General features: G+C 71.9%; 9 protein-coding genes. 4 read left to right on the forward strand and 5 right to left on the reverse strand.

The genetic code is table 11. The features are described 5' to 3' along the window. Both ABZW11_RS33820 and ABZW11_RS33825 read left to right on the forward strand, forming a co-directional pair. The coding region (locus tag ABZW11_RS33820) for an NUDIX domain-containing protein (protein ID WP_355426155.1) at positions 1 to 4,832 on the forward strand (4,832 nt) is incomplete at its 5' end. After that, complete coding sequence (locus ABZW11_RS33825; RefSeq protein WP_355426158.1) at positions 4,829 to 5,341, forward strand: hypothetical protein; 513 nt, start codon at positions 4,829 to 4,831, stop codon at positions 5,339 to 5,341. The genes ABZW11_RS33820 and ABZW11_RS33825, both read left to right, overlap by 4 nt. 66 nt (positions 5,342 to 5,407) lie before the next feature. Here the strand turns inward: ABZW11_RS33825 and ABZW11_RS33830 are convergent, their stop codons facing one another. Beyond that, positions 5,408 to 5,752 carry an STAS domain-containing protein gene (locus ABZW11_RS33830; protein WP_355426161.1) on the reverse strand — a complete coding sequence of 115 codons (345 nt, stop codon included), beginning with the start codon at positions 5,750 to 5,752 and terminating at the stop codon, positions 5,408 to 5,410. 437 nt (positions 5,753 to 6,189) lie between these two features. Here ABZW11_RS33830 and ABZW11_RS33835 point away from each other — a divergent pair, with 437 nt between their 5' ends. Beyond that, positions 6,190 to 7,743, forward strand: a complete 1,554-nt coding sequence (locus ABZW11_RS33835; RefSeq protein WP_355426163.1) for a pectate lyase — start codon at positions 6,190 to 6,192, stop codon at positions 7,741 to 7,743. Between the two features lie 26 nt (positions 7,744 to 7,769). Here the strand turns inward: ABZW11_RS33835 and ABZW11_RS33840 are convergent, their stop codons facing one another. Continuing rightward, positions 7,770 to 8,813: an aldo/keto reductase gene (locus tag ABZW11_RS33840; RefSeq protein ID WP_355426166.1), complete on the reverse strand. Its 1,044-nt coding sequence runs from the start codon at positions 8,811 to 8,813 to the stop codon at positions 7,770 to 7,772. 137 nt (positions 8,814 to 8,950) lie between these two features. Between ABZW11_RS33840 and ABZW11_RS33845 the strand changes: the two genes are divergently transcribed. After that, positions 8,951 to 9,514 carry a TetR family transcriptional regulator gene (locus tag ABZW11_RS33845; RefSeq protein WP_355426169.1) on the forward strand — a complete coding sequence of 188 codons (564 nt, stop codon included), beginning with the start codon at positions 8,951 to 8,953 and terminating at the stop codon, positions 9,512 to 9,514. Here ABZW11_RS33845 and ABZW11_RS33850 read toward each other — a convergent pair. The 3 genes from ABZW11_RS33850 to ABZW11_RS33860 form a co-directional block, all read right to left on the reverse strand. Next, complete coding sequence (locus ABZW11_RS33850) at positions 9,432 to 10,829, reverse strand: acyltransferase (protein WP_355426172.1); 1,398 nt, start codon at positions 10,827 to 10,829, stop codon at positions 9,432 to 9,434. The genes ABZW11_RS33845 and ABZW11_RS33850 overlap by 83 nt on opposite strands. 164 nt (positions 10,830 to 10,993) lie before the next feature. Then, complete coding sequence (locus ABZW11_RS33855) at positions 10,994 to 11,812, reverse strand: carbohydrate ABC transporter permease (protein ID WP_355426174.1); 819 nt, start codon at positions 11,810 to 11,812, stop codon at positions 10,994 to 10,996. Next, positions 11,802 to 12,719, reverse strand: coding sequence for a sugar ABC transporter permease (locus ABZW11_RS33860; RefSeq protein WP_355426177.1), 918 nt, complete (start codon positions 12,717 to 12,719; stop codon positions 11,802 to 11,804). Before ABZW11_RS33860 ends, ABZW11_RS33855 begins: the two co-directional genes overlap by 11 nt. Between the last annotated feature and the right edge of the window lies 1 nt (position 12,720).

Here is a 12,720-nt window from a genome sequence, read left to right on the forward strand (position 1 = left end):
CCGCCACCCCCGGCGCCCTGCCCGCCAGTTCGGCGCTGCCCGCGACCGTCCCTGCCGTCGCCGCGGCCGTCCACCCCGTGGAACCGGCCGAACAGACGCCCACCGAGCAGCGCACGGCCGAGACCCGCACCGACCAGGCCGACGCGGCCCCCGCTCAGCGCCCCACCGGACGCGACACCACGCCGGACGGTACCGTCCGCGACACCACAGCCGACAGCACAGCCGACGCCACAGCCGACGCCACAGCCGACTCCGCGCCGAACACCCGGCAGAACACCACCCCCGGAACCCCGCACACGGCGCCGAGGATCCAGCAGGACCCGAACGCCCCCACGACCACCGAGCAGACGGTCGCCGCCCCGCCTCGCACGGACACGACCGCGCCGCCCCCCGCCCGCCAGGTCAACGGCGACCGCCCGGCCGACGTGATCGTCCCGCCTGCCCGGCCGCACGACCTGCCGGGCCTCCCCGCTCAGGACCACGCGCCCGCGCCGAGGACCGAGAGCCCCCGCACGCAGACCCCGGACGCCCACCCGCCCGCGCAACCCGAGCGCGTCCCCGCCCAGAACGGGCACGCACCCCGGCAGGACACGGCCGCGCGGGTGCGGCCGGTGCCGGCCGGGCCCGAGCTGGGTGTGACGGGGCCGTCCGAGCGGGTGACGAACCTGCTCAGCCAGGACGGCGCGTACGAGCCGATCAGCCTCCACGCCTGGTCGAGCGCCGATCAGGCGGTCGTGCGCCGGCTGACGGACACGATGACCACGCCGACGAAGGACCTGCTGGCCGTGGCCCGCAGGCCGCACCTGGCGGAGGCGCTCGGCGACCCCCGGATGGTCCTGGTGCACTACGAGTTCCACACGTCGAGCAGGAGGACACGGACCTGGAACGTCCTCCCCGGCGACGACCTGCCGGCGTTCACGCGGGGCTCGGGCGAGGTGAGCGGGCGCCGGATCCTGCGCGAGGTGCCGGCCACGTCGCCTGAGGCGGTCGCCATCGTGCGCGGGCTGGGCGTCGAAGAGCTGATGATGTCCTGGGGCCGCGGCGGGGGCCAGCTGCTCCCGGCGCGGCTGGCGATGAACCTGGCCGCGGTGGACGCGTTCGGCCTGCAGGGGGTCCTCGACCTCAAGACGTACGGCGGGCCTTCCAGGAGTCAGACGGGCGCCAGGGACTACGCCCGCCACGGCGAGACGCTGCGCGACTTCCTGCGCACCCAGTACGAGCACACCCAGGCCGAGCTGAGCCGGCACGGCATCGAGGAGCTCGTGCTCTATCGCGGCGTGGCCTTCGACGAGGCGCACCGCATGCCGACCTTGGCCGCGGCCTCGACCGGGGACGTGGTGCCGGTTCCGCCCGGCCTGCCGCTGCAGTCGTGGACGGCGCTGCCGGGCGTGGCCAAGCGGTACACGGGCCTGGGCGACGGTGCCGTCATGGCCGCCGTGGTCCCGGCGTCTCGCGTGCTGGCGACCCCGTGGACGGGGATGGGCCAGCTGCCGCTGCACGAGTTCGTGGTGATGGCGGGGCCGGGCGACGTCACGGTGCTGCGGCCGGCGCACGTCGTCCCGGCCGACCCGGCGCTCGCCGGCCTGCTGCGCGGCCTGGGTACGAGGTGGGCGGGCGACGCCTCCACGGAGTGCGCCCAGGGGCACCGGCACAGGGGCACCGAGGGGGCCGGGCTGCTGCTGTACCACCGCGGGCCTGGCGGCGAGGTGCACGTGCTCATGCAGCTGCGCTCGCTGGAGACGCACCACGGCGGGCTGTGGGGGCCGGTCGGCGAGGCGCGCGACAGCGGTGAGGCGCCCGTCACCGCCGCGTTGCGGGGAGCGGGCGAGGAGGTGCGGCTGAACCTGGACGACGTCCAGGTGCGCTCGGTCCACCACGACGACCACGGCGGCTGGGCGTACGACACGGTGATCGCCGAGCTGCCCCACAGGGCCGAGGCGTGGCCGGCCTCCCCCGAGTCCATCGACGTGAGATGGGTGCCGTTGCGCGAGGTGGCGCAGCTGAACCTGCACCCGGACTTCGCCGCGTCCTGGCCGGAGGTCCGTACGGCGCTGGAACGCGTCGCCGCGGAGGACGCCCCGGCCTCCACCGCCGCCGCGCCGGCGGCGGGCAGGCCGCAGCCGGGGCCCGCGCCCGGGCCGCCGCACGGCGCCTGGGCCCCGGCGCTCAGCGACGGGTTCTCACCGATCGCCGACCCGCGCCCACGCAACGTCGCCGAGGCGGCGGCCATCGTCCACCGCTGGAACCCGGACGGCACGCGCGGCGTCCCCGACGACCCGCCCGGCGCCGACAGGACCGGCTCCCACAACGCCCCCGGTGACCCGCTCGACGCCCCTTCGCGCGTCGAGCGGCTGCTCAACGGCCAGGCCGACGACACCCCCGCCCCGCTGGATCCCGCCCTGGTCGCAAGCGGCCGGGATCTCATACGGCGTATGTACGTGGAGAACCACGACGACGCGACGGCGGAGGCCGTAGGCGCGATGGGGAGAATTGTCGGAACGGATGAGCCGAACCGGGCCATCCAGGGCCTGGCTGAACAATTCTTCGACAGCGTCCTGGCCGTCGATCCGCTGGTCGCGCTCTACCGGGACGCCCAGCGGCAGGGCATGGCGCCCGAGACGGCCCGCGACGAGGCCGAGCTGGCCGACGTGCTCGACCGCGCCTACCCCGCCGACCGTCACCGCTGGCTCGGGCACGAGTACGACTATCTGATGCCGTCCGCGACGCCGGAGCAGGCACGCGCGGCCGGGCTCCTGGCCGAGATGATGGGAACGCCCGAGAACGGAGCCGTCAGCGGGGCGTTCATCGACCCCGTGCGCCAGAGATACGGCATGAGCGATCTCGAGGAGCTGTATCCGATCGTGCGGGCCGCACAGGCCGAGGGCCTCCTGCCGCCGGCGACGCCCGGGCCCGGGGGCTTCCACGACGCTCTACGCCGGTTCCACCAGGAGGACCCCGCGCGGTGGTACGGCCTGCAGGGCCAGGTGAGGTACGGCCTGCCGCACCTGGACGGCCCCGCGAGCCGCATGCTCGGCGTCCTGATGGGTCTCGTCCCGCACGCGCCCCATGGATCGCGAGCCGAGACGATGCCGCTGCGGGAGCTGGCCCGCCAGACCGACCAGGCGGGCTCGGTCGAGCATCTGCTCCGCCTGGCTCTGGACGCGCAGGAGCACGGCGCTGACGTGGCCGGCACGCCGGACGTCACCGACCTGACCGAGATGCTGACAACACATCGGCAGCGTGATCCCTACCTTTGGGACGGCCTGCGGCTCGTCACCGAGCACGGCCTGCCGCTCACACGGGACGGCGAGGTACGCGCCGCGGCCAGGCTTGCTGAGCTCGCGGGCCCGCACCCGACGACGCCGATCTGGCGCTTCGACCCGCTGCGCCGGCTGGCCGACGAGAGCGGTTCCGGATACGACGTGGCGGACCTGGCGGCACGCGCGGCCGAGGCCGCGCGGAACGGGTTCGACCTGTTCGGCCCGGTCGGCCGCCATGACGTGGTCGACGCGCTGAGCCGGCCGGAGCCGCTCATGCCGCCCGCCCCCCGTGCGGACGCGCCCGGCCTGCACGGCATGTCACCCGCGGACGTACGGGAGGCCAGGAACGCCGCGGCGGCGCAGCACGCTCGGGCATATGAGGACTACCTCGGCGATCACGGGATGCGCGGCTACATGGAGCCCGGCTCCGACCTGGATCGGGCGCTCACTCCGACGGTCCGGGAGTACGTCGACTCGTTGCAGGCCCGGGTCGAGGCGTGGCGGCGCTGGCCGGATGCACCGGAGGTGTCGTTCACCCAGGACTTTCCCGCTTACCTGCGGGCGTACGAGGCGGCGGTGCGGCGCGCGGGCAGCGACGAACCGGTGATCCCTTTGATGTACGACGACGCCACCGCAGGGCTGGGTGCCCGCGGCGGCGGGCGCGGGTTCGGTTTGGAGATCGAGTTCGAGCTGCCCGGCTTCAGCAGCCGGGCCGATCTGGAGAACATCGCCCGGGACCTGCACGCCGCCGGTCTGACCGTTGACGGCGATGTGCACCCGTATCACGCGTCCTCCCGGGCCGGATACCACTCGGGTGAGAGGGGCGGGCGCGGTCTTTGGCGGCTGGAGCTGGACAGGTCGGTATCCGGCGAGCTGGTCTCACCGATCCTGTACGACGAGCCCGCGACGTGGATGAACATCCTCCTGGCCTGCGATATCATCCGGGGCTGGGGCGGCAGCGCCACGGTCAACACCGGCGGGCACGTGCACGTGAGCACCCGTGATTACGATCACCACCTGGCGAACTACGTCAGCGTGGCCGAATACGTCAGAAACCATGGCGACACGCTCTACCGGCTCGGACACAATCCGGCGACGGAGAGCCACCGGGGCCAGGCGTGGTGCCGGTTCGACCCACTGCCTGCCCACGGCTACAGCTCGATCGGCGCGGTGCGCCAGGATCACCCCCACCACTCGGCCGTGAACATGGGCGGGATGACCGAGGACACCAAGGGCCATATCGAGTTCCGCATGTGGGACGGCTCGCTCGACCCGGCCGTCATCCAGGCGCAAGTGAAGGTGTCGCTGGCCGTGGTGGAGGCCGCCTTCCGCACGGCGGCGCTCGACCTGCCGCCGAACGCGGGCGTGCGCGAGGAGCCCGGGACCCACGCCGGGCTGCGCTCCATGGGCTCCGCACCCGACCTCACCGAGGCGGGCAGCCTGTCCTTCCGCATGCTGATGGACGAGATCTTCTGGCGCACCGCTGACAAGGAGCAGCTCGCCGCCCTGTTCGCGGCGACGCGCTGGCCCGAGCGCTGGAAGCCGCCACCGCCTCCGGAGGTCCGGGTATGAGCGTGATCGTGCGGAACGTCTCCGCCGCGCGGCAGCTGCCGGCCGCGCCGCGCCACCCCGACGGCACGCCGTACCGCTACGAGATGATCCACGCCGCCGGCGCCCTGCGCGGTTACGCCGACGAGCCGGCCGAGCTGGTCGCGATGCTCATCCCCGGCTACGGCGCGCTGGGCGATGACAGCGAGCGGGCGGTGGCGCGGATCCGTCTCGCGCTGGACGTGCAGGTGCGGTTGCAGGCGGAGCTGGCGGCAGGACGGCTGGGCGAGTGCGGGCCGGAGGAACGCGCGGCGCTGCTGGGCGGCCGGCACGAGCCGCCGACGCCCGCGGAGTGGACGGCGCCGGTGCCGCTCGTGCTGATCACGTCCTACTACCGACCTGAGGGGACGTTGCCGCGGCCGTCGGGCCCGGAGGAGTCGCAGGTCTGGCTCGACCCGGCCGACGACTGGACGCTGCTCACCAGCCTGCACGCGGCGGGCGTGATCACGGTGGGGGCGCGCTCGGCGACCTGACCAAGGCGGGGTCAGCGCGCTGAACGTCGACGACCAAGGCGGAACGGGCGGCGCCGGCCCGAGAGGTCAGGCGTCGTTCGGCGGCGTGCCGGCCACCATGGGCAGGGCCCGGTCGAGACCGGTGATGCGCAGCAGCCGCGACATGAACGGGCGGGGCGACGCCAGCGCCAGGGTGATGCCCATGGGGCGGGCGCGCTGCTGCACGTCGACCAGGACGGCCAGTCCGGCGGCGTCGCAGAACGACACCTCGGACAGGTCGAGCACGAGCAGGCTGGTGCTGTAGTGCAGCGCGCCCAGCAGTTGCTCGCGCAGGTCCGCACTGGTGAACAGGTCGATCTCGCCGTAGAGGCGCAGGATGGTCGGCTGCCCGGGGCCCGCCACGCCGAGCGGGGCGGTGTCGATGACCTTCATGAGAACTCCCCCCTCGGCCGGCCAGGACATGGGCGTCGCCCCTGGTCAGCGCCACCGGTGAGTCGGACTGGGGCGACGCCGGCGGGAGGCGCCGGCGCCCGAAAGTCCTCGGTCCTCCCAATGTATCCCGCTGCTTTCCCGATGCCGTCCCAGCCAAGGAATCGAGGCGGATGGCATGCAGGAAATTTGACGAAAGGGCTGGCCGGAACGGGCGTGACGCCGCCCGTACCGGCTGGATGAAAGTTTCACGGCGCATTGACAGAGGGAAAGCGCTTTCCTACGGTGGCGCTACTCACGGACACGGACGTGGTCACTCATGTGAGCGGTGCGCACTCGCTGGGGGGAATCCGGCGTGCGGGTCATCCCGTACGCGCCGGACCGGCAAGGACCCGGCTGCCGACAGCAGCCCGGCATCCGACGACGAAGATGGGACGAGCATGAGACGAGCAGTCGTGTTACGCGTCGGCGCGGCACTCGCCGCGGCGGTCACGGCCGCGGCGGTCGGCGCGGCCGTGCCGATGTTGCAGGCGGCGGCCGCACCGGCCGCGGCGGCCGGCAACGCCACCGGCTTCGCCTCCGCCAACGGCGGGACCACCGGCGGCGCGGGCGGCCAGACCGTACGAGCCACCACGGGCACCGCGATCCACCAAGCCCTCTGCAGCCGGGCCAGCAGCAGCACCCCGATCACCATCCAGGTCGAGGGCACGATCAACCACGGCAACACCAGCAAGGTGTCCGGCAACAGCTGCAACACCGCGGCCGGCGTGATCGAGCTCAAGCAGATCAGCAACGTCACGATCATCGGGGTCGGCAACGGCGCCGTCTTCGACCAGCTCGGCATCCACATCCGCGAGGCGAGCAACATCATCATCCAGAACGTCACGGTCAGGAACGTCAAGAAGTCGGGCTCGCCCACCTCCAACGGCGGCGACGCGATCGGCATGGAGAGCGACGTCCGCAACGTGTGGGTCGACCACGTCACGCTGGAGGCGTCGGGCGGCGAGTCGGAGGGCTTCGACGGCCTGTTCGACATGAAGAACAACACGCAGTACGTGACGCTGTCGTACAGCATCCTGCGCAACTCTGGCCGCGGCGGGCTGATCGGCTCCAGCGAGAGCGACCGCTCCAACGGGAACGTCACCTTCCACCACAACCTGTACAGCAACATCGACTCGCGTACGCCCCTGCTGCGCGGCGGCATCGCCCACATGTACAACAACCACTACCGGAACCTGCATGAGTCCGGCATCAACTCGCGGGCCGGCGCCCGGGCGAAGGTGGACAACAACTACTTCGAGGACTCCAAGGACGTCCTCGGCACCTTCTACACCGACGAGGCCGGCTACTGGCAGGTCAGCGGCAACATCTTCGACAACGTGACCTGGGGCGGCCGCGACGCCGAGCACAACCCGGCCGGCCCGAACCCGCAGTCCAACACCAGCGTGAGCGTCCCCTACTCCTACACCCTCGACGGCGCGAGCTGCGTGCCCGACATCGTGAACCGGACGGCGGGCGCCAACAAGGGCCTGCAGGTGTCGAACGGCAACTGCACCCCGACCCACCCGCCGACCGACCCGACCGACCCGCCCACCGACCCCACGGACCCGCCCACGGACCCGCCCGGCGGCACGAACCTCAGCCTCGGCGCGGGCTCCGACGGCTCCAGCAAGGCCGGCGGCACGAGCTACGGCGACGTGCGTGACGGGAGCATGAGCACGTACTGGTCGCCGTCCGGCTCGACCGGCGACATCTCGATCAAGTGGGGCTCGGCGACGACGGTCGGCCGGGTCGTGATCCGCGAGGCGTCCGGCGCGACCGGCGCCATCGGGTCGTGGCAGCTGCTCAACGCCGACAACGGGGCCGTGCTGAAGTCCGGCACCGGGGCGGGCACGATCAGCTTCACGCCGACGTCGCTGAAAAAGGTGACGTTCCGGATCACCGGCTCGAACGGCACCCCCAGGGTCGCCGAGTACGAGACCTACTCCTCCTGACCGGGAGCCGCCGCGCCGCCCCTTGGTCAGGCGGCGCGGCGGCGGCGCCGGGGATCGGCGAGGACGGCGGCGCCGTAGCTCGCGTCGTGCGGGTTGACGTCGGTGCCCGGTGCCACGACCTGGTCGATCCGGTCGAGCACGTCGGACGCCAGCACGACGTCCGCGGCCTGGAGCTGGTCGTGCAGATGCTCCGCGGTACGCGGGCCGATGATCGCCGCGGTGACCGCCGGGTGCGTGGTGACGAACGCCAGGGCGAGCTGGATCAGCGTCAGGCCGGCCTCGTCGGCGATGCCGGCCAGCGCGGTGGCGGCGTCGAGCTTGGCCTGGTTGGCGGGGACGGACAGGTCGTAGTGGGCCAGGGTGTGACCGAACGGCATCGTCCGGGTGCGGTGGCTGGACGCCTGCGCCGCGTCCCGCCGCCACCGCCCGGTCAGCCAGCCTCCGGCCAGCGGGCTCCAGGCGAGCACCCCCATCCGGTACGTCTCGCAGGTGGGCAGCACGTCGGCCTCGACGCCGCGGACGAGCAGCGAGTACGGCGGCTGCTCGCAGACGAACCGCTCACGGCCCCGCCGCTCGGCCGTCCACTGCGCCTCGACGACGGCCGAGGGCGTGAACGTCGACGATCCGGCATAACGGATCTTGCCGGCACGGACGAGGTCGGTGAGCGCGCCGAGCGTCTCGTCGATGTCGGTGGCCGGGTCGGGCCGGTGCACCTGGTAGAGGTCGATGTGGTCGGTGCCGAGACGGCGCAGGCTCTCCTCGCAGGCCCGGATGATCCAGCGCCGGGACGCGCCACGCTCGTTGCGTCCGGGGCCCATGGGGCTGGACACCTTGGTCGCCAGGACGACGTCGTCGCGCCGCCCGGCGATCGCCTTGCCGACGATGACCTCGGACTCGCCGTCCGAGTAGACGTCGGCGGTGTCGATGAGGTTGACGCCGGCGTCGAGTGCCGTACGGATGACGCCGATCGAGGCGTCGTGGTCGGGGTTACCCCACCGGCCGAACATCATCGCGCCCAGGGACAACGTACTGACCTGGACTCCTGTGCTTCCGAGCGTGCGGTAGCGCATGGCGGGACCGCCTTTCGTGATCGAGTGATGGCACGGCGGGGCGTCTGCTACCGTCGCGGATAAGCGGAGTCGGGTCCGCTTATTTGGAGACTAAGCGGACCCGGCTCCACATAGCAACTCGGAAGAAGGACGACTCCATGCCTGAGTCCGGCCGGCCGATGCGGGCCGACGCGCGGGCCAACGAGGACAAGCTGCTCGCCGCGGCGGCCTCGGCCTTCGCGCGCGACGGCGCCGCCGCCACCCTGAAGCAGATCGCGAGGGACGCCGGCGTCGGGATCGCCACCCTCTACCGGCGCTTCCCCACCCGCGAACTGCTGGTCGACGCCACCTACCGCTATGAGACGGCCAGGCTCGCCCACCGCCCCGCCGCCCTGCTCGCCGAGCTGCCGGCCGACCGTGCCCTGCGAGCGTGGATGTCGGAGGTCCTCGACCACCTGGTCACCAAGCAGGGCATGGCCGACACGCTCAAGACGCTGCTGCGCGGCGACGCGGAGCTCGGCTCGCAGACCCGCGAGCAGCTCACTGCCGCGGTCGAGGGGTTGCGCCGCGCCGGGACCGATCAGGGGGTGCTGCGGGAGGACGTACCGGCGGGCGACATCCTCATGGCGCTGGCCGGCGTCACCCTCGCGGCCGGCGACCCCCGCCAGCGGGACCAGGCGGAACGCCTGCTCGACCTGCTGATGGACGGTCTCGCCCCTTGACCAGGCGGCGGCCGACGAGTTGCATGGGGAGTTCGATGCAGCGGTGGCTGAGCCAGCTGAGCGGCAGCAGCAGCGCCAGGAAGAGCGCGCCCGCGCCGAGCTGGGCAGCCGCCGGCGCGGCGCGCAGCTCGCCCACCACCCGCATGAGGATCAGCAGCAGCGGCAGGTGCACGAGGTAGAGGGAGTAGCTGATCGTGCCGAGCCAGGTGAGCGCGGCGGGCAGCGTACGGGACCGGCAGGCCATGGCGGCGGCGAAGGTGAGCACGGCCAGCAGGATCGTCAGGCCCCACACCTTCGGCTGCACCCACCACCAGCCGGCGTTGCGCGCCCACAGCGGCAGCGCGGCCACCAGCAGGCCGGTGGCGGCGACCGGCCAGAGCGGGCCCGCGCCGCGTTCCCACCGGTGCACGGCCGTGCCGGCGAACATCACCGCCAGGATCGCCGCACCGAACCAGGGGACGCGGCTGCTCAGCAGCACCAGCGCGAGCGCCATCACGCCCAGCGCGCAGGCCGCCACCGTACGGCCCCGCCCCGACACCACGCACGCGAGCCCGACCGCGTACAACCCGAACGTCACCCAGGACAGCCACCCGCCCGACAGCGGCGGCGCGATCATGGCCAGCCCCGCGGCCAGGCCGAGCACCGCGAACAGGCCGGGTAGCAGCCCCCACCTGTCCCGCACGCCCGCCGTGAACAGCGCGGCGGCCAGCAGGTAGAACACCATCTCGTACGACAGCGTCCACATGGTGTTCAGCACGCCCGCGGTGCCCACGGCGTCCATGAGCATGGTGGCGTGCGCGGCCACGGAGGACAGGTCGCGCGGCACCTCGGCCCGTACGGGGATCCACCAGGCGAGCACGAGCACCAGCGCGATCATCGCCAGGTAGAGCGGATAGAGGCGGAAGAACCGGCCGATCCAGAAGGCCCGCACGTCACCGTGCCGCTCCAGCGAGGCGGGGATGATGTAGCCGCTGACCAGGAAGAACACCAGCACGCCATAGACGCCGAGATTGAACGCGGTGGGCCGCAGCCACGGCATGGCCCAGGTGCACAGGTGCTCCCCCACCACCGCGAGAGCGCCGAGCCCCCGCAGGGCGTCCAGCCAGGCGAGCCGGGCGGGGGCCGCTGACGCGGTGCGAGAGGTGACGGATAAAGCAGGGGACATGAGGATCAAAGTATCGGAACCGCCGCTCTGATGTTCGTGGAGACCGAGGAGTTCGCCGAGGAGCTGGAGGCCATGGGCGAGCTGGAGCAGCGGGCCGCGTACGAGGCGGTGGGGCGGTGGTTCGCCGAGCACGCCGACGAGATCACCCACCACGCCGCACCTGGCGCCCACCGAGGCCGGGGACGCCGACGAGCGGGCCCTGCACCTGACCACCAACCCGGCCCAGCAGGCCCTGCTGGAACAGCGGCTCACCTGGGACTGACGGTTGTGGTCGATGCCGGCGCGACGACGTCACGAGGGGAGCGCGTCAGTGATCACCCCTTGAGCCCGGTGTGCGCAAGCCCTTCGATGAACTGGCGCTGGGCCAGGACGAAGACGATCAGGATCGGCACGGCGGTCATCGAGGCGGCGGCGAGCTGCACGTTCCACAGCGGCCCTCCATAGGCGTCGACGAACTGGGTGAGCGCCTGGGGCAGGGTGAACATGTCGGGCGTCGACAGGTACACGATCGGCTCCAGGTAGAGGTTCCACGAGTGCAGGAACGTGAAGATGGCGACGGCGCCGAGCGCGGGCTTCGCCAGCGGCAGCGCGACCCGGTAGAAGGTGCCGAAACGGCCCAGGCCGTCCACCCTGGCGGCCTCCTCCAGCTCGCCCGGCAGGGTGAGGAAGAACTGCCGCATGATGAACGTGGCCAGCACGCTCGGCGCGCCCAGGATCGGCACGATGATGAGCGGCCAGTGGGTGTTGATCAGGCCGAGCCGGTTGAACATCTGGAACAACGGCACGATCGTGACCTCGCTCGGGATGAGCAGGCCCACCAGCACCACGACGAACAGCACGTTCTGGCCGGGGAAGCGGATGCGGGCGAAGGCGTAGCCGGACATCGCGGCAACCGCCATCGTGCCGGCGGTGACGACGAGGGAGATGTAGAGGCTGTTGAGGTACTGCTGCCCGAACGGCTGCATCTCGAAGACGCGGGCGTAGCTGGACAGGTCCCACACCTGGGGGATGAGGGAGAAGTCGAAGACCTCGCTGATGGGCTTCATCGACGTGGTGATCATCCACCAGGTCGGGAAGACGAACGGCACGCACAGGACGCAGAGGACGGCGTACAGGATGAGCTTAAGTCTCAAGGTAGACCCACTTCCTCCGCATGCGCCACTGCACGAGGGTCAGCGCCCCGACGATGAGGAACAGCAGCACGGAGATCGTCGCGCCGTACCCGAAGTGATGGAACGGGAAGGCCTGCTGGTAGAGGTAGTAGACGAGGACGGTGGTCGAGGTGCCCGGGCCGCCCTGAGTGAGCACGGCGATCTGCGCGAACACCTGCAGCGAGCCCACGACGGTGATGATCGAGGTGAGCAGGATCGTGGGGCTGATGAGCGGCACCGTGATGCGGCGGAACCTGGTCCACGCGCCGGCGCCGTCGAGCTGGGCGGCTTCGTAGAGCTGCTTCGGCACGCCCTGGAGCGCGGCGAGGAAGAGCACCATGTTGAGGCCGACGTTCTTGATCACCTGGACGACGATCACCGACAGCATGGCGGTGCCCGATTGGCGCAGCCAGTTGGGGCCGCCGCCGAACACGGCGTTGATGCCGCCGGACGGCTGCAGCAGGAACTGCCAGACGATCGTCCAGGCCACCAGCGACACCAGCACCGGCGAGAAGAACAGCGCGCGGAACACCACGGTGCCGCGCAGCCGCTGGTTGAGCAGCACCGCGAGCAGCAGCGCCAGCGTCAGGTTGAGCACGACCAGGCCGACGGAGAAGATCGCGGTCGCGGTCAGCGAGTCGCGCAGCTGCGGGTCGGCGGCCAGCTTGGCGTAGTTGTCCAGGCCGACGTACTCGAACGTACCGGCCAGGACGTTCCACTCGTTGAGGCTGAACCAGCCGACGAGCGCGAGCGGCAGCAGCACGAACAGCACGCTGCCGACGAGTTGCGGGGTGATGAGCAGGTAGCCGACCAGGTAGTCGCGGCGCCGTACGGTCCAGAAGCGGCCGGCGGTGCGCGGCTCGGCGCTGCCTGCGGTGAGCACGGCCATC

Origin of the sequence: Nonomuraea sp. NPDC004580 (assembly GCF_040609855.1) — a bacterium.
Taxonomy (GTDB): domain Bacteria; phylum Actinomycetota; class Actinomycetes; order Streptosporangiales; family Streptosporangiaceae; genus Nonomuraea; species Nonomuraea salmonea.